The 18049-nt window shown below is 71.0% G+C and carries 12 protein-coding genes; 4 read left to right on the top strand and 8 right to left on the bottom strand.

All coding sequences use genetic code 11. The features are described from left to right. Positions 1 to 153 precede the first annotated feature (153 nt). Together OG730_RS32020 and OG730_RS32025 are read left to right on the top strand one after the other, a co-directional pair. Complete coding sequence (locus OG730_RS32020; protein ID WP_327309509.1) at positions 154 to 978, top strand: S1 family peptidase; 825 nt, start codon at positions 154 to 156, stop codon at positions 976 to 978. 125 nt (positions 979 to 1103) lie between these two features. Further along, positions 1104 to 1583, top strand: a complete 480-nt coding sequence (locus tag OG730_RS32025) for a hypothetical protein (protein WP_327307496.1) — start codon at positions 1104 to 1106, stop codon at positions 1581 to 1583. A gap of 20 nt (positions 1584 to 1603) precedes the next feature. Here the strand turns inward: OG730_RS32025 and OG730_RS32030 are convergent, their stop codons facing one another. The 7 genes from OG730_RS32030 to OG730_RS32060 all read right to left on the bottom strand — a co-directional run bounded on the left by OG730_RS32030 (position 1604) and on the right by OG730_RS32060 (position 12769). Beyond that, positions 1604 to 2500 carry a DUF4231 domain-containing protein gene (locus OG730_RS32030; protein WP_327307497.1) on the bottom strand — a complete coding sequence of 299 codons (897 nt, stop codon included), beginning with the start codon at positions 2498 to 2500 and terminating at the stop codon, positions 1604 to 1606. 107 nt (positions 2501 to 2607) lie between these two features. Then, entirely contained in the window at positions 2608 to 6639 is a 4032-nt protein-coding gene (gene fxsT, locus OG730_RS32035; protein WP_442815072.1) for an FxSxx-COOH system tetratricopeptide repeat protein, read from the bottom strand. Further along, a complete protein-coding gene (locus tag OG730_RS32040; protein ID WP_327309511.1) occupies positions 6623 to 8044 on the bottom strand; it encodes a TIR-like protein FxsC in 1422 nt (473 codons plus the stop codon). Before OG730_RS32040 ends, fxsT begins: the two co-directional genes overlap by 17 nt. 43 nt (positions 8045 to 8087) lie before the next feature. Then, on the bottom strand, positions 8088 to 8897 hold the full coding sequence (locus OG730_RS32045) for an AAC(3) family N-acetyltransferase (RefSeq protein WP_327307498.1): 810 nt from the start codon (positions 8895 to 8897) through the stop codon (positions 8088 to 8090). Between the two features lie 56 nt (positions 8898 to 8953). Beyond that, on the bottom strand, positions 8954 to 11236 hold the full coding sequence (fxsBH, locus tag OG730_RS32050) for a radical SAM/SPASM protein FxsBH, inactivated beta-hydroxylase extension form (protein ID WP_327307499.1): 2283 nt from the start codon (positions 11234 to 11236) through the stop codon (positions 8954 to 8956). A gap of 29 nt (positions 11237 to 11265) precedes the next feature. Beyond that, positions 11266 to 11430, bottom strand: coding sequence for an FxSxx-COOH cyclophane-containing RiPP peptide (gene fxsA, locus OG730_RS32055; protein ID WP_254384685.1), 165 nt, complete (start codon positions 11428 to 11430; stop codon positions 11266 to 11268). Between the two features lie 436 nt (positions 11431 to 11866). Beyond that, entirely contained in the window at positions 11867 to 12769 is a 903-nt protein-coding gene (locus tag OG730_RS32060) for an alpha/beta fold hydrolase (protein ID WP_250740272.1), read from the bottom strand. A gap of 300 nt (positions 12770 to 13069) precedes the next feature. Between OG730_RS32060 and adhE the strand changes: the two genes are divergently transcribed. Beyond that, positions 13070 to 15706, top strand: coding sequence for a bifunctional acetaldehyde-CoA/alcohol dehydrogenase (adhE, locus tag OG730_RS32065; RefSeq protein ID WP_327307500.1), 2637 nt, complete (start codon positions 13070 to 13072; stop codon positions 15704 to 15706). 147 nt (positions 15707 to 15853) lie between these two features. On the opposite strand, the gene OG730_RS32070 is transcribed toward adhE, so the two are convergent. Then, the gene (locus tag OG730_RS32070) at positions 15854 to 16411 is read right to left on the bottom strand and encodes a TetR/AcrR family transcriptional regulator (protein WP_327309512.1); all 558 of its coding nucleotides are present in this window, start codon (positions 16409 to 16411) and stop codon (positions 15854 to 15856) included. A gap of 216 nt (positions 16412 to 16627) precedes the next feature. Between OG730_RS32070 and OG730_RS32075 the strand changes: the two genes are divergently transcribed. Continuing rightward, positions 16628 to 18025, top strand: coding sequence for a purine-cytosine permease family protein (locus tag OG730_RS32075; RefSeq protein ID WP_327307501.1), 1398 nt, complete (start codon positions 16628 to 16630; stop codon positions 18023 to 18025). The last annotated feature ends 24 nt before the right edge of the window (positions 18026 to 18049 follow it).

Genomic DNA, 18049 nt, shown 5'->3' on the forward strand with positions numbered 1-18049 from the left:
CGTCGAACGCCATCCCGTCCGCCGTGTCCCCGGCCGCCCTCCACGGGCTCCGGCACCACCCCACCCCGCCGGGCCTCCGAACCCCACTCGGGAGGACGACAAGTGACGATCAAGAGCATCATCCGTTCCAGGCTCTTCGCCGTGGCCACCGGCATGGCCGCGGTGGCCGCCCTCGCGGCCCCCACGGCCGCACACGCCGACGGCGGCTTCAGCGCCGACCGGCTCGCCTCCGCCGGCGCCTCGGTCCTGCGCGCCGACGTGGCCGGCACGGCCTGGCACACCGACCCCGCCACCGGCACCCTCGTGGTCACCGCGGACTCCACCGTCTCGGCGGCCGACCTCTCCAGGATCCGCAGCGAGGCCGGAGCCAACGCGGCCGCCCTGCGCATCGAGCGCACCCCCGGCAAGCTGAGGAAACTGATCTCCGGCGGCGACGCCATCTACGCCTCCGGCTGGCGCTGTTCGGCCGGCTTCAACGTGCGCAGCGGCAGCACCTACTACATCCTGACCGCCGGCCACTGCACCGACGGCGCGGGCACCTGGTGGACCAACTCCTCGCACACCACCGTCATCGGGTCCACCGTCGGGTCCAGCTTCCCGAACAACGACTACGGCCTGATCAAGTACGCCTCCAACTCCCCGGTGCCGCCCGGCACCGTCGGCAGCCAGGACATCACCAGCGCCATCAACGCCACCAACGGTCTGGCCGTCACCCGCCGCGGCTCCACCACCGGCATCCACAGCGGCTCGGTGACCGGGCTCAACGCCACCGTGAACTACGGCGGCGGCGACGTCGTCTACGGAATGATCCGGACCAACGTCTGCGCCGAGCCCGGTGACAGCGGCGGTCCGCTCTACTCGGGCACCCGCGCGGTCGGCCTCACCTCGGGCGGCAGCGGCAACTGCTCCTCGGGCGGCACCACGTTCTTCCAGCCGGTCGTCGAGGCGCTCAACGCGTACGGCGTGAGCGTGTACTAACCCGGCTCTCCGTGTGCCGCGGGGCCGCCACGGACCCGTGCGCCCCCGCCGCACCCCTGGACGTCCTCCCGCCTTCTGGGAGGATGTCCAGGGCGTTCGTGTCCACGGGGGGAGCGGGTTTCCGCATGAAGCGAATCGGCGTGACCGGGCACCGGTCCATTCCGGACGAGCTGCTCGGCCATGTGGAAGAAGGGCTGCGGGCCGTCCTGGGGGGCCACGAAGGGCCGTTGGAGGCCCTCTCCAGCCTCGCCGAGGGAGCCGACCAGCTGTTCGCCGCCATCGCCCTGGAATACGGCGCGGACCTCACCGTGGTGATCCCCAGCGGGGACTACGAGGACGGCTTCGGGGACACCGGCGCGCTGGACCGGTACCTGGGGCTCAAGCGCCGGGCCGCCCAGGAGGTCCGGATGGACTTCGCCCGCTCCACCGACGAGGCCTACTACGCGGCCGGCACCTACATCGCCGATTCCTGCGACCGCCTCGTCGCCGTCTGGGACGGCCTGCCCGCCCGCGGGCACGGCGGCACCGCGGAGATCGTCGCCTACGCCCGCGCGCTCGGGAAGCCCGTCACCGTGATCTGGCGGGAGGGCGTGGCCCGGGACTGAGGCCACGCCCGCCCGGATCCTCAACTACTGTGCCGTGCCAGCCAGTCCGTGTGCTGCGGGGACACGTACCGCTCGGTCTCGTAGACCGCGGTCGGCCACTGCGTCTCCGTGATGGTCGTCTGCATGACGACCATCATCGCGGAGAGGTCCTGCTCGATCAGGGTGTGCGCCTCGATCAGCGGATGGTGGCGCCGCACCTCGTTCCAGGCGATGCCCGCCGTCGCGGCCGCGCTCAGCAGCCCCGTCAGCGCCGGCCCCGGGCCCGAACCGAACGCCCCGAAGAGGGCGAACAGCAGGGCCAGCAGGGTCAGCAGCACGATCGACCACGACCACAGGGCCGTGGCCCGCCGGGACACCTCCGTCTTGCGCTGGTACCAGTTGCGCTGTTCGATCAGCCGATCCCGGACGTACGTCTCCCTGCGGACCCGGTAGTCCAGTCCCCGCAGCCGGAACATCGCCCCGGTGATCTCCCCGCCCTCCGGCACCAGCCCGGCGGTCCGCGGATCCTCCCAGCCCATCTTCCGCAGCTCGTTCAGTCCCGCCTCGAGCCGGGTCCGGTACGTCTCCTCGACGCCCGGGACCTCGCTGCCGAAGGGGGCGCCGTGGACGGCGTACCGCCAGGCCAGCGATTTGATGAACTCCGCGGCGCTGCGGTTGAGCTGCCACTGCGGGCGCGCCCGGCGCCGGGTGGCCCGTACGCCCACGCCCAGCACCCCGGCGTACGCGAGCACGCTGAGGAGCCCGGACAGGTAGGCGGAGCCGAGCTTCGGCCCCTCGGGCAGGGCGGCGATGGCGGCGGCCACGACGAGCAGCATCAGCTGGGCGCGCGTGGCCTGGGTGGACTCCCGCTGCCGGGAGATCGCCGCCTGGTCGGTGTGGTGGAAGAGGGCCGGCAGGTCCTCGTTGCGAAAGGTCATGCTGTCACTCACAGCGAACCCCCCAGTCTGCTGGTTCTGCGTTCTGCGTCCATCGGGAGGGGAAGAGAGGTGCGGGGGCGGCGCCCGGCGGGAGCCGCCCCCGCGGATCACACCGCCAGCGGCTCCAGGTCCCGGTGGACCCGGCGCTCGTCGCGCGCGTACCGGGTCAGCCCGTGGTCCTCGCCGAGCAGCCGGGTCAGCTCGGCCACCGACTCGGCCCGTACCCGGTTCGCCTCCTCCTTGCGGCCCATCATGTCCAGGCTGACCGCCATGTTGGAGGCGCTCGCCAGGGTCTCCGGGTGGTGTACGCCCAGCGCTTCGCGCAGCCGCATCACCGAGATCCGCTCCAGCTCCAGGGCGCCTTCCGGATCACCCAGGTCGGCCCGGGCGTTGGCCAGGTTGAGGTTGGCGAAGATGGTGTGCGGGTGGTTGTCGCCCAGCACCTCGCGCATGTGCCGGATGGTCTGGCGCAGCATCGGATCGGCGGTCTCCGCCGCCCCCGTGCCCCAGTGGAACACCGCGAGGTTGTTGACCGCGGCCAGGGTGTACGGGTGGCGCTCGCCCGGCACCTTGACGTACTCGTCCACCACCTCCTGCGCCAGGTCCCGGGCCGCTCCCGGGTCCCCGGTCGCGAACAGGTCGGCGGCCAGGTTCAGTTCGCAGGCCAGGAGGTCCGGGTTGACCGAGGTGTACTTGGCCCGGTACCGGTTGCGGGTCGCCGTCGTCAGCCGCAGCGCGTCCTCCACGTCGCCCGCCCTGCGCAGCGAGACCGCGAGGTTCTTGGCCGCCGACAGGGTGCCGGGGAAGGCCCGGCCCAGGGTCCGCTTGTAGATCTCGTACGTCCGGCTCAGCAGCTGCACCGAGTCGTCGTACCGGCCCACCTCGCGCAGGTCGCGCGCCAGGTTCTGCGCCGAGGACAAGGTGTACGGGTGGTCCGTGCCCAGCACCTCGGTGCGCCGGTCGAAGACCTCCTGGTCGATCTCCCTGGCCCGCGCGTACTGCCCGATCATGCGCAGGTTCAGCGCCAGGTTGTTCGCGGCGGCCAGGGTCCGCGGGTGGGCCTCGTGGAAGATCTGCCCGAAGCCCTCGTGCGCGGCGTTCGCCAGCTCCATCGCCTCGCCGTAGCGGCCGAGCGCGCCGAGGTCCATCGCCAGACCGCTGGTGGTCATGTACGTGTGCGGGTGCGAGACGCCCAGCGCCGCCTGCTGGCGCTCCAGCGTCCCCTCGTCCAGCTCCATCGCCTCCACGAACCGGCCCTGCGAGCGCAGGATGTTGGAGAGGTGGAAGCGCAGGTACAGGTACTGGAGGTCGTCGCCGCCCAGGGTCTCGCGCCAGGTCTCGCGCAGCTCCTCGCCCAGCGCGTACGCGGCCTTGAAGTCACCGCGCTTCCAGAGGTAGCGGACGCGGTCGATCAGCAGCCGGCGGGTCTCCGGCTCCTTGCAGAACCGGGCCTCGGAGGGGGTCAGGTGCGGCCAGATGGTGTTGAACCGCGGCCAGGTCTCCGGGTTGTCTATCGGCTCGTCGTCGTCCGGCCGGGCACCCGCCAGGATCCGGTGCACCGCGTGCCGGGCCTCGCGCTGCTCCTCCTCGGAGAGCTGCGCCCGGATCACGGCCTGTACCAGGCGGTGGACCTGGATGCTGTTGCTGACCTGGTCGACCTTGGCCAGCGCGAACCGGCCGATCTCCCGGATGACGCGGCCCAGCACCAGCTTCTCCTGGAGGGAGGAGTCGTACGGCTTGAGGGCGTCGATCATCTCCTTGCTGTAGAGGAGGTTCGCCGAGATCGGTTCGGGCGCGAAGAAGGCGCACAGCTGGAGCAGCCGCACGGCCGCGGGGGAGCGGGACTGGAGCCGCTCTATGGAGACGTTCCAGGTGGCGGCCACCGGCTCCGGGTAGCCGGGCGGCTGGTTCAGCGCCAGGACGCGGGCGGCCTGCTGGGCCAGCTGCTCGATGTACGCGGACACCGGGGTCGCGGTCTCCGCGATCCAGGCGCCCGCCTGCTCGACGGCCAGCGGCAGGTCGCCGACGGCGACGGCCACCTGCTCGGCGTCCTCCTTGCTGAGGCCGGGGGCCCGGCGCTGGAGGTGCTCGATGGACTCCTCGCGCAGGAACACGTCCACCGGGAGCGCGTCGCCGTATTGGGACCAGGACTGGTTGCGGGAGGTGACCAGCACGTGCCCCGGGCCGCCCGGCGGGAAGTACCGCTTGAGGGTCTCGGGGTCGTCGGCGTTGTCGAAGACCAGCAGCCAGCGCGAGGAGGGAACCCCGCGCCGCAGCAGGTCGATCGCCTCCTGGGAGGCGGCCGACATGTCCTCGCCGGTCTGCGCGCCCAGGCGTACGGCCAGTTCCGCGAGGGCCGCGACCACGTCGTCGGTCTGCTCGGCGGAGATCCACCAGACCAGGTCGTAGTCGGCCATGAAGCGGTGCACGTACTCCAGGGCCACCTGGGTCTTGCCGACGCCGCCGAGGCCGAACAGGGTCTGCGGCTGCGGCAGCACCACGGATATGCCGCCGCCGAGCTGGTCGCGCATCCGCTCCAGCACGATGGAGCGGCCGGTGAAACCGGGGTTGCGGGGCGGCGCGTTCCAGATCTTCGGGACCGTCCCCGGGAAGCGGGGGCCGGGAGCGGAGGCGCTGGCGACGGTGTCGGGCAGCGCCATCGGCCGTTCCACCGCGCGCAGCAGCGCGGTCGTGGCGTGCACCTCGTCGAGGCGGAACAGGTCCACCGGATTGCGGTCGATGTACGGGGTGGACAGGCGTACGTCGCCCACCCGCAGCGGCACCAGCTGGCGCCGGCCCCCGGTCGGGTCCTCGGCGGCGGCCCGCTCCCACACGTCCACCGCGCGGGCGGACTTGAGGTAGGCGCTGGAGAGCAGCACCACGGTCCGGGCGGCCGTGTCCACGCTGATCCCGGCGCCGCCCAGGGTGTCCCCGGCGGCGGTGTCCGGGACCCGTTCGGCGGAGACGTCCCGGGGGACGACCCGGAAGCCGGCCCGGGTGAGCACCGATTCGATCCAGTCGGCCCACATGCGGTTCTCGGCGACGTAGGACAGGAAGAGGTCCGCGGGCAGGGCGGGGCGGCGCCGGGTGAAGGCGTCGCGGATGCGCAGGCGCACCTCCTCGCCGATCGCCGGCATGGAGGTGACGTCGCCCTCGGTGACCACGGCGGTGAGCCGTTCGAAGGCGGAGAGCAGGGAGTTGGTGAGCCCGGCCTCGTCCCCGAAGGTGGCCAGGGTCTCCTCGTAGGCGTAGTAGGGGCGGTACGGGATCTCCACCGCGCCCCAGTAGGAGGTGAGGTCGTCCCCGATCAGGCCGTTGGGGAAGCGGTCGAACTTGATCCGGGCCAGGGCTCGGCCCGCGTCGGCCTTCTCCTTCTCGCCCTCGTCGATGCGCATCGGGACCGGGTAGATCTTGATGCCGCGGTCGTTGAAGCGCTCGTCGATCTGCCGGGCCACGGAGGCCGCGCCGTCGATGGACTGGTCGGACAGCGTGAAGCAGTCGACCAGGACGTCGGGCAGGTGGACCGTGCAGATGTCGGCTATGTCGGAGAGCCCGGTGCGGCTGTCGATCAGGACGTAGTCGTAGTTCCGCTTCATGTCCGCCCGTAAGGCGTCGAAGAAGAGCCCGCCGCCGAGCCGGTCGTAGAAGTTGTCCCAGTCGAAGGTGGAGACGGTCGCCGAGTACTCGCGGTTCTGCCGGCCCGCCGAGACGAAGTCGAGGGTCCCGCCGTCGGGGAACTCCCAGCCGAGGTTCTCGGGGGTGAGCGAGACGGCGTGCGGCTGGATCCGCGCGTAGTCCTTGTGCCAGTCGTCGGCGCGCTGCACCGGGCTGGTGGCCGCCCACGCGTACTCGCTGATCAGGTCGATGACACCGGTGGTGGCGCCGAGGGTGGAGGGGTCCAGGAAGGGGTGGAAGAAGCGGTGCAGTCCGGGCGCCTCCAGGTCCCAGTCCACGGCGAGGACCCGCTTGCCGTTGGCCGCGAGGATCCAGGCGGTGTTGGCCAGCGCCATCGTGCGGCCGGTGCCGCCCTTGTACGAGTAGAAGGTGACGATGCGCCCCTCGCGGTGCTCGTCACGGCCGCCGTGCAGGCTGTCACGACTCTGGCTGTCATGGCTCTGGCTGTCACGACTCGATGTCATCCGCGTCCCCCCGGTCGTTGTCGTTGTCGGTGTCGGGCCTGCCCGACCCGCCGTGCCCGTCGCCCGTGTCGCCCAGGGTGGGCGGGAAGGGGGCGGGCGGTGGGGCCGGTGGCCCGTTCATCCCCATCGGACCGAGCAGCCGGGGCCGTTCGGTTCCGGCGGCGGGGCTGCCGGCCGGTGGATAGACCTGGGCGTGTCTGAGGAACTGCTGGGCGGCGGCCTCCACCACCTGCGGCAGGATCTGCCCGAGCGTCTCCATGTTGGCCACGCCGTTGGCGGCGGCCCGGCAGGCGGCCCGGCCCTGGCTCATCTTGACGGGCATGGTGTCCTCCAGCCGGTGGGCCAGCTCGCTCTCCTTCGCGCGGCTCTGGTGGTCGTACCGGTTCCACGGCACGACCACGTTGATCCAGGGCCGGGACTCCTGGTCGAAGGCGGCCAGGCGCTGCCGGCGCTGCTCGTCCTCCACCGCCCACCGGTCCACGATGAGGATCTCGGGCCGGGTCGGCGGCTGTTTGGAGTCGAAGTGGCCGGCCTCGTCGTCGAACGAGCCCACCGTGGTCTGGTAGTTGAGGTTGCGGACCAGGTCCTCGGCCACGTAGGCGATGGGCCGCTGGGAGACCGGGTGGTACGGGTTCCAGTCCAGCGCGCTGTCCCCGTAGTACTCGGGGCTGCGGCCCTCGGGCAGATCGTGCCGGGAGGCGGCGGCCACGGTGACGTGCAGGGTGCGGGTGGTGGGTCCGGGAGTGCTGCCCGGGGAGCCGAAGGCGCTGGGCACGAGGCGGTAGTCGAGGGGCCGGATCGGATCGAGCCGGACGGTCTCGGCGACCCGGACGATCCGTTTGGCGAGTTCGTAGACGGCGCTCTCGTACTGCTCGGCGTAGCCCCGCAGTTTGATCAGGCCGTAGAGCCCGTCGGTGACGTACCGCTCGCCGAAGGTGTTGTGGTTGAACTGCAACCGCTCGGCGGGAAGGGGTAGTTGGGAGGGCGGCACCGGCACCCATAACGCGGGCACGATGGCTTCGGCCGGCTGATTGCTGAGCGCCACGTGGTGGATGGTGCGCTGCGCGAAGGCGAACCATTCCTTGCCGCACATTTCGCTGGCGAAGTAGCGCGGCGAGAACAGGGGGACGAAGACCCGGCAGGTGGCGAGCGCCGCCCCGAGCCGTTCCGACCAGCCCTCACCGCTGCGTATCTCCCGGTCCATGAAGCCGGCCTCGGCTCCCGCGGGCAGATTCGTCAGTGCCATGACATGGCTGCAGAGATCGCGGAAAAGCCGCTCCACCCACATGTCCGGGTCCGGTCCTCCCGCCCCGAACCTCGGTGTATGCGCATAACTGAGAAAAAAGTACGGCTGCACTGATGCGGGCACACGACCCCCGTCCCGAAGATGCGAGCGAAGAAACATCATTCCGGAGCTGCTCCGCCACATCCCCTCATCGTTCAGTCAATCAGCGTCTGTTTTCGGTCATCCATTCAAGCGCGTGATCGACGGCATGCGGAAGGGCGAAGAGCATGGTCGATGCCCCGCCGATCCGCCCCCGGCGTATCCCGTCTTCCGGGAACGCCCTGCCGATCTCGGCGAAATCGCTGTCATCCAGCGCGATGTCCTCGTACGCGGTCCACCCTTCCCGCTTCGGCGCCTCTTTGCCGTGACAGGGCTGCCCCCCTGAAGACCCCGGATGGTTCACCTTCACCACACACTCGTACATGCGCAAGGGGGGCTTCGGAATTCGATACTCCGCGAGATGGAAAGCGGTGCAAACGGAAAATCCCACATTGATCATGAGTACCTTCCATCCCTCCCAGCACATCTTTCCCAAGGGGGATTCCTCGCCCAAATGGCTGGTCAGCGGATGTCCCGCACACAGCTCCCGGGCACCGTCGCCGACCGCGGCGAAAGAGGTCTGCGGATGCCCGCTGCGGGCCGCTCCCGGAGCGGTGCGCACCGCCTCGGCGAACACTCCCATGCCGTGGCTCGGGGTGCGCGCCGGGTCGAAGGCGGGCATCCGTGCACGGAAGGCCCGTACGCCCTCCTCGGCGAGGCCCGCGATCTGCGCCAGGTGCGCGCTGGAGGTCTTGGAGTTCTGCGGGGTGAAGGCCGGCGCCGCGAGGGTGCCGCCCGGCCCGACGGCGGCGAGCAGGGCCCCGCGCAGCTCCTCGGCGCGCAGGCCGGTGCCGCCGAGCGCGGCGTGCACCAGCAGGCGCGTGCCGGGGCGGACGCCGAGTGCGCGCAGGGGGCCGGCGAGGCCGCTCGTCATGCGTCGGCCGCCTTCAGGTCGGCCCTCATGAGTCGGCCCTCATGAGTCGGCCGCCGTCACGCGTCGACCGCCTTCAGCTCCCAGCGGAGCCGCTCCACGAGCCGTTTGCCGGTGCTCGTCAGCTCCGCCGCCCCCGACAGCCGGTCCAGCGCCCGGTTGATCCGGTCCAGCCCGCCCGGCTCGGCGGCGGCGGTGGCCCGCCGGTAGGCCTCCACGGCCACCCGCTCGTGCACGTCGGCCAGCAGCCGGGACACCGGGACCGGGCGCTCCCGCCACGGCGAGGGGTGCTGCCACTCCCCGTCCAGCGCGTACAGGTCGGCCACCTCGGTCAGCGCCTGGAGCCCGGCCCGCCGCCGCCCGGTCAGCAGCGCGAGCGCGGTCTCCGCCACGCCCGCCGCGTACGGCACTCCGAGCGCGCCCGGACCGTGCCGCCCGGCCTCGCCCCAGCCGCGGGCCCGGGGCCCGCCCGCGAGCGGGGTCAGCGTGGTCAGCCCGGTGGCGGCCGCCCGGGCGAACTCGGGCACCGAGGAGTGCAGCAGCGCCCACGCCGCGTCGAGGCGCTCCCGCCACTCCTCGGCCTCCCCGGCGCCGAGCCGCAGCCTGGGCGGGCGGGCGAAGCAGTTGCGGTGCGGGTCGAGGTCCTCCAGCGCCACGGGGGCCGTGTCCGGCCCCGGCGACCAGGTGCGTACGGGCTGCCAGCGCGCGTCACCCGCCGCGGGCCCGAAGCGGTGCTCGGCGCGGCCCTCCTCGCGGACGGCGTACCCCCCGTCGGCGGCGTGCAGCGCGGCCCGCCCCTCGGTGCCGGGCTCGCCCAGGCGCAGCAGGCCGAGCGTCGGCAGGTACACCTCGCCGTCCCGGTAGACGACCTCGGCGGGCAGGTCGAGCCCGCCGCGCAGCACGGCGGCGGCGGCCAGTGCGGTCAGCCTGCGGGCCGCCTGAGGGGCGCCCGGGCCCTCCTGGGCGGGGTCGAGGCAGGCCATGACCCAGGTCCGGGTGAAGGGGTGGGCCAGCACGGCGTCCAGCGCCTCCGCGCCCGTCGGCCCGGCCCGCTCCACGGAGCCCAGCACCTGCCAGGCCCGGTCCCAGTCGGAATCACCCGTACGGCGGTCGTTCAAGAGGGCGAGCAGGTCCCGCGTGAGCTGCTCCTGGGAGCCGGCCAGCGCGGTGGGGTCGGACAGTTCCGGGGCGCTCGCGCGGGTGCTCGTACGGCCCTCCACGCCGTCGACGAGCTCGCGCAGGTCGGTGCAGTAGACCGAGGGGTTGTCGAAATCGCCGACGGCTTCCGAGTCGGAAAGGTCCTCGGGGCCGGCCTTGTAGCGGTGCGTGTAGAGCCCGCCTCCGCACGAACGTACGACGGGGCAGCGGCGGCACGTGTCGCTGACGCCGGCCAGTCCCAATTGCCGGGCGCGGACCCCGGGATGGGACGCGACCAGATCGAAGGCGTGGTCGAAGACGTTGAACCCGGTGGCGGCGGCCCCCTCGAAGGCGCTCTTCAGGGAGTCGACCTGCTCCAGGGTCCCGTCGGTTTCCACGACCACGAGGTCGGTGGGCGCGAGGCCGAGCGCCTCGGTGAGGCTGGGGCCGCCGGCCAGGGTGGAGAACAGCGAGTCGAAGAGCCGTACGGGGACCGGGCGTCCGAGGTGCTCCCAGTGGTCGAAGACCCGCAGCAGCCAGCGCGCGTAGGTGTCGGGGGCCTCGTCGGGGCGGACCGGGGGCGTCTGCCAGGTGGCGTGCGGGAGGAGGAAGTCCACGCGCGGCGGGTCCAGTTCGACGAGGGCGTCGAGGACGGCCACCGGATCGTTGGCCACGTCGATGGTGCAGAGCAGACCCTGGTAGAGGTGGCGGTAGGGCTCGGTGCGCAGGAGGTCCACGGCGGCGAGGACCAGGGGGTGACTGGTGCGTCCGTCGGCGAAGCGGCGGTGGCGGTCGTTGGCCGCGCGGTCCCCGTCGAGGGAGACGCTGACGCTGACGCCGAACTCCGCGAAGAGGTCCAGGTAACGGCGGCTGAGCTGGAGGCCGTTGGTGTGCATGCGCAGGTCGAGGTCGGCGATGCCGTCGAGGGCGCGGGTGAACTCCTCGCACACGAGCCGGAGGCGGGCGGTGCCCGCGAGAAGCGGTTCCCCTCCGTGAAGGATGACCGTGACGGAGGGGAGTGCGTGTGTCCTTGCGTGTTCGGCGAGACGCGACGCGGTCTGGGCGATCACCTCGGGGGAGATCACTTTGGGCCGGCCACGCCAGCTCTGATCTGCGTGTTCGTAGACATAGCAATGATCACAAGCAAGATCGCATCTGCTGTGAACTTTCAGGACGATCTCGCGAAAAGCGATCAGGCCGGTCATTCCACCAGTCTAGAGCGCTGACTTCCTCGTCAGAGTGCAGAGTTGAAGATGGGCGTCTGAACCTTTCGGCCGGATTCCGTCGGGAGGACGCGACCCAGGGTCGCGGCCGCGCGCGCACCGCGGACATCGATCCGGTCGAGCGGCACGCGAGTGGCGGTGACGGTGCTGGCCGGGTGGGTTGCGGAGGTGTTCATGACGCCGTCCTCGGGGAGGTCATGGGGAATGGGAGGGGTTGACATTGACGAGAAGCCAGTGTCTGGCGCGGACTTTACCTCCCCGGCCACTGATCGGCGTGCCGAACTGCCCAGGTCGTCGCTACAGAGTGATGTCCTGTGCAGGGCCGATCGGGCGGCTCTGGTAAACATGATCGAATTCCCCCGGACCCGGTATTCGCCCGTTTGCCTTACGGCAAGATCCTTTCCATTTGCGGTGTCGGCGTTCGCGGCTCCCGATCGGGGGCGGCGGCCCCTGGTCGGGAGGCGCGACCGTGCCGCGGTCGCGGTGGTCCCGCGTCCGCGGACCGGGACCGGCGCGGTCGCAACTCGCCTTGCTGTGAAGGCGAGTTGACGGCGCCGTGCGCGGTGGGCCCGCGCCCGTGTCTGCGCCCGCGCCCGTGTCCGCGCCGGTCGCCTACGCCGGCTGCTGTTCGTTGACGGGAGGCGCGGGTACCTCCCTGAGCAGCCAGGTCAGTACGTCGGGCAGGGCGCGCAGGGCCGCGAAGTGCGCGGCGGCCGGGTCGATGTTCGTGGTGGCGCCCGGGATGCGGCCGGCCAGCCAGCGGGAGTGACCCACGGGGGAGAACACGTCGAGCTCGCCGTGCCAGATCAGCACCGGGCAGCGGATGTCCGCCGGGTCGAAGCCCCAGGGGCTGCTGAAGGAGATGGCGTCGTCGATCCAGCCGTAGGCGGAGGTGCGGACCCCTTCGCGATAGTTGCGCAGCAGCATGGCCCGCAGCCCCGCGTCGGCGACGATCATGCGGTCGCTGTCGGTGAGCTCGCGGCGCAGCTCGTCCAGCAGCCGCCCGGGGTCCTCGGCGATCCCGGCGGCGCGCGGGATCAGCCGGGCGGCGAGCTCCTCCGGGTCCCGGCCGGCGGTGGAGTGCTCCCGGATGTTCGAGGGCGACATGCCCTCGAACCAGTCCAGGTCCTCGGCGTCCCGCGGTGCCAGGGAGACCAGGGCGGCGGTCCGGGTGACCCGGTGGGGGAGCAGGGCGGCGCAGGCCAGCGCGCCGGGGGCGCCGCCGGAGCGGCCGGCCACGGCGAAGGTGTCCAGGCCCAGGGAGTCGGCGATCGCGGCCACCTCGGTGGCGACGTCGGCGACGGTACGGCCCGGATGGCGGTCGGAGCCCCCGTAGCCGGGGCGGTCGTAGGCGATGAGCTGCATCCGGCGCTGGTAGAGGACCATGCCCCGGGGTGCGGGGCCCAGTCGGCTGCCGGGCATGCCGTGGAGCAGAAAAACGGGTTTGCCGTGCGGGTCGCCCCAGCGCTCCACCGTCAGATTCCGTCCGTCCGCGACGCGCACCTGACTGCGCACGCGCTCCCTCCCTCACGGTCGACGCGACTCGTCACGGTGATTGTGCGCGCTGGGGGAGGAGTGCGGTAGGGCGCACTTCGCCCGAAATTCTTGTGAAAGTTTTCACAAGCGCACAGGGGTCTTAGGTCCCACGGTATCCGTGCAGGTCGGAGGGGTGATGGAGGGGGCGTGAACGGGCGTGAACGGTCCTTCGGCCCGGTGGATAAGGGCTTTTTCGGCGGCACGGCTTCCGCTTTTGGGTGTCGAATTGAGTCATCAGGAAAGCGGTTCAGGTTGAGTCGAAATGAAGGAGTTCCTGCCATGCAGGCGAACGAGATGGTGGATGGACTGGTCCAGGGGGCGCTCAAGGCGCTCGACCAGTTCTCGTCGTTCAACCAGGAGCAGGTCGACCACATCGTCAAGAAGGCCTCGCTGGCCGCGCTGAGCCAGCACGGCGAGCTCGCCCAGCTGGCCGTCGAGGAGACCGGCCGCGGCCTCTTCGAGGACAAGGCCGTCAAGAACCTCTTCGCCTGCGAGCACGTCGTGAACTCGATGCGCGGGCTCAAGACCGCCGGCGTCATCCGCCGCGACGAGCTGAACGGCATCACGGAGATCGCCGAGCCCGTCGGCGTGGTCTGCGCGATGACCCCGGTGACCAACCCGACCTCCACCACGATCTTCAAGGCCCTGATCGCCCTGAAGACCCGCAACCCCATCATCTTCGCCTTCCACCCCTCCGCGCAGAACTGCTCGGCCGAGGCCGCCCGCATCGTCCGCGATGCCGCCGTCGCCGCCGGCGCCCCCGAGAACTGCGTCCAGTGGGTGACCGCCCCGTCCATGGAGGCCACCGGCGCCCTCATGAACCACCCGGGCGTCTCCACCATCCTCGCGACCGGCGGAAACGCCATGGTCAAGGCCGCCTACTCGTGCGGCAAGCCGGCCCTGGGCGTCGGCGCGGGCAACGTCCCGGCGTACGTCCACAAGAGCGCCAAGCTCGGCCGCGCGATCCACGACATCGTGCTCTCCAAGGCCTTCGACAACGGCATGATCTGCGCCTCCGAGCAGGCCGTCATCCTCGACACCGAGATCTACGAAGCGGGCCTCGCCGAGTTCAAGCGGCTCGGTGCCCACGTGGTCTCCGCCGCCGAGAAGACCAAGCTGGAGCAGTTCGTCTTCGGCACCACCGCCTACGCGGCCGACGCCAACGGCGCCAAGCTGAACCCGGCGGTCGTGGGCAAGTCCCCGCAGTGGATCGCCGAGCAGGCCGGCTTCACCGTCCCCGCCGACGCCTCGATCCTCCTCGCGGAGTGCAACGAGGTCGGCGAGAACGAGCCGCTGACCCGCGAGAAGCTGTCCCCGATCCTGGCCGCCCTGAAGGCCTCCGACACCGAGCACGGCCTCGAACTGGCCGCCGCGATGGTCGAGTTCCACGGACTGGGCCACAGCGCCGCCATCCACGCCGAGGACGAGGAGCTCGTCGAGGAGTTCGGAAAGAAGGTCAAGGCGATCCGCGTCATCGCCAACTCGCCCTCCACCTTCGGCGGCATCGGCGACGTCTACAACGCCTTCCTCCCCTCGCTCACCCTGGGCTGCGGCTCGTACGGACACAACTCGGTGTCGAACAACGTCACCGCGGTCAACCTGATCAACGTCAAGCGGATCGGACGGCGCAACACCAACATGCAGTGGTTCAAGGTCCCGCCGAAGATCTACTTCGAGCGCAACTCCATCCGCTACCTCGGTGAGATGGACGGCATCAGCCGGGTCTCGATCGTCACCGACAAGACGATGGTCTCCATCGGCTTCGTCCAGAAGGTCGTCGACATCCTGCAGGCCCGCGAGGGCGCGGTGTCGATCCAGATCATCGACAACGTCGAGCCCAACCCGGAGCTCTCCACCGTCCAGGCCGGCGCCGCGATGATGCGCGACTTCAAGCCCGACACGATCATCGGCCTCGGCGGCGGCTCGCCGATGGACGCCGCGAAGATCATGTGGCTGATGTACGAGCGCCCGGAGGTCGAGTTCGCCGACACGAAGGAGAAGTTCTTCGACGTCCGCAAGCGTGCCTACAAGTTCCCCTCGCTCGGCGAGAAGGCCAAGATGGTCGCCATCCCGACCACCTCGGGCACCGGCTCCGAAGTCACCCCGTTCGCCGTCATCTCCGACCCGGCCGCGGCCCAGAAGTACCCGCTCGCCGACTACGCGCTGACCCCGAACGTCGCCATCGTCGACCCGATGCTGCCGATGGGCCTCCCGCCCAAGGTGACCGCCGACTCCGGCTTCGACGCCCTGACGCACGCCACCGAGGCCTACGTCTCCGCGTACTCGAACGACTACACCGACGGCCTGTGCCTCCAGGCCATCAAGCTCATCTTCGAAAACCTGCAGCGCTGCGTGGTCGACGGTCCGAACGACCCCGAGGCCCGCGAGAAGATGCACAACGCCTCCACGGTGGCGGGCATGGCCTTCGCCAACGCCTTCCTGGGCATGGTCCACGCCATGGCGCACACCCTGGGCAACACCTTCCACGTCGCCCACGGCCGCACCAACGCCCTGCTCCTGCCGCACGTGATCCGCCACAACGGCACGGTCACCCACAAGGCCACCCCGTGGCCCAAGGCCGAGGTCTACCGGGCGCCGGAGCGCTTCCAGGAGATCGCCAAGATGCTGGGCCTGCCGGCCGCCACAGCCGCCGAGGGCGTCGAGTCCTACGCCAAGGCCGTCGAGGACCTGCGCGGCAAGTGCGGGATCACCTCCTCCTTCGCCGAGGAGGGCGTGGACGAGCAGGCCTTCATCGAGGCCCTGCCGACCCAGGCCATGAACGCCTACGCCGACCAGTGCGCCCCCGCCAACCCGCGGATGCCGATGATCGACGACCTGAAGCAGCTCATGCGCCAGGCGTACTACGGCAACGCCGAGGGCGCCCCGGCCAAGAAGGCCGCCGCCAAGAAGAAGTAAGCCCGAGAAGGACCCTTCAGAGGGACCCTTCAAAAGGACCCTTCTTCTTCCTGAGAACCTCCGCTAAGGAGCGGAAAAGCCCGTCCGGGGCGCTAAGGCCCGGGCGGGCTTTCCACATGTCCGGGCGCGGTCGGGGCGCCGGCGGCCTCAGGTGTGCGGGATCAGCAGGGCCGCCGCGGAGCGGGCGCGCTCCAGGGAGGTGGCCCGGTCGGCGCCGCGCTCGCCCAGGACCACCCGGGTGCTCAGCCCGTCCAGCAGGGCGAGCAGCTCCGAGGCCCGGGCGGGGACGTCCAGGCCGGGGGCGAAGCGGCCCTGTTCCACCCCCTTGGCGAGCAGTGCCTCCAGATCCCGCTGCCAGCCGTCGTCGATCTCCTGCTGGGCGGCGCGCAGCGGCTCGTTCGAGGGGATCCGGGCCCACAGCTCGATCCAGAGCGTCCAGCGCGGATCGCGGGGGCCGCGGGGCAGGTAGAGCTCCAGGAAGAGCGCGAGCTTGCGGTGGGCGGTGACCCTGCGGCTCAGCAATTCGGCGCGCTCCGCGGCCAGTTGCCGTTCGCTCCAGTTCAGGGCGGCCAGCAGCAGCCGGTCCTTGCTGCCGAAGTAGTACAGGATGTGGCCGCCGCTGGTGCCGAGCCGTTCGGCGAGCGCGGACATGGTGAGCGCCGCCAGCCCGTCCTCGGCGATCGCCGTCATGGCCTCGTCCAGCATCCGCTCCTGGGCGATCTGCCCGTCGCGCCGCCGTGCCGCTCCCGCTGCCACCCGTACCGCCTTCCCGATCTTCGTGGGCCGACCTTATCCCGGACAGGGTCTTGACGGGGTCCGGGTCGGCAGCGCATCTTGAATGCCATTCAAGAACTTAGAACGGCGTTCAAGGTCGCTTCGACGGTTCTCCAGATCACCGGTACGCAGGTCAGGGGCAGACGCATGGCACAGCAGGAGACGACGGCCGACGTCGACGAGGTCTTCAGAGTCGAGACGCACGGCATCGACCCCATCCCCGACGCCGAGCGCCACGGCGGGGCCAAGGACCTCTTCTGGCTCTGGTTCGGTTCGAACCTGACCTTCACCTACGTGATCAACGGAGCCCTCGCCGTCGCCTTCGGCCTCAGCTTCTGGCAGGCCACCGCCGTGGTCGTGATCAGCGGACTGTCCTTCTTCGCGGTCAGCGCCGCCGGACTGAGCGGCATCCGCACCGGCACCGCCACCCTGGTCATCTCCCGGGCCGCCTTCGGCGTACGGGGCAACTGGCCGGCGGGCGTCCTCAACTGGATCGTGAGCATCGGCTACACCATCGTCAACACCGTCGTCGGGACCCTGGCGTTGGAGGTCTTCTTCGCCGAAGTCGGCCTGGGCGGCGGCACCTTGATCCGGGCCCTCGCACTCGGCGTCACCCTCGCGCTCACCTTCGCCGTGGCCATGTGGGGCCACGCCACCGTGCAGTTCGCCGAGCGCTGGATGGCCTACGTCCTGGCCGTCGGCTTCGGCGCCCTGCTGGTCTTCGTCCTGCCCGGCGCCGAGACCACCGCCCCGGCCGACGCCCTCGCCCCGGGCCTGTCCGGCTGGAGCCTGGCCTTCGTCGTGATGCTCGCCGGGCCCTTCTCGTACCTGCCGATGCCCGCCGACTACACCCGCTACCTGCCCCGCACCACCTCGCTGAAGTCGATCACCTGGATGGGCGCGCTCGGCGGGTTCGTCTCCTCCGTCGCCCTCGGGATCGCCGGCGTGGCCGCCGCCACCCAGACCGACATGACCGACGCCGTCGCCGGAGCCGAGAGCCTGCTCCCCGGCTGGTTCCAGCCCTTGTTCCTGGCCCTGGTCCTGGGCGGCTCCGTGACCAACTCGATCATCACCCTCTACTCCTCCAGCCTGAACCTCCAGGTCCTCGGCATCCCGTGGAGCCGGGCCCGCGCCATCGTGATCAGCGCCGCCGTGACCGCCGCCGGATCGCTCGCCGCGCTCTTCCTCACCGACTTCACCACCTCGCTGCTGTCCTTCCTCTCCCTCCTGATCATCGTGTTCGCCCCCTGGGGCGGCGTCTTCCTCGCCGACATGCTGCTGCGCCGCTGCCGCTACGACTCCGACGCGCTGCACGCCGGGAGCGAGGGTGCCTACTGGTACCGCTCCGGCTACCACCCGGCCGGTATGGCCGCCCTGCTCGCCGGCATGGCCTTCGCCGCCCTGACCTGCGATTCCGAGCTGTGGACCGGCCCGCTCGTGGCCCCGCTCGGCGGCGCCGACCTCACGCTGCTCGGCTCGGTGGTCTCCGGGCTCACGTACTGGGCCCTCGCCCGACGGGTGCCCGCGTACGCCCCGGCCGCCTGAGGGGCTCGCCCCCGCGGGGGCCAC

This window comes from Streptomyces sp. NBC_01298 (genome assembly GCF_035978755.1).
Classification (GTDB): Bacteria; Actinomycetota; Actinomycetes; order Streptomycetales; family Streptomycetaceae; genus Streptomyces.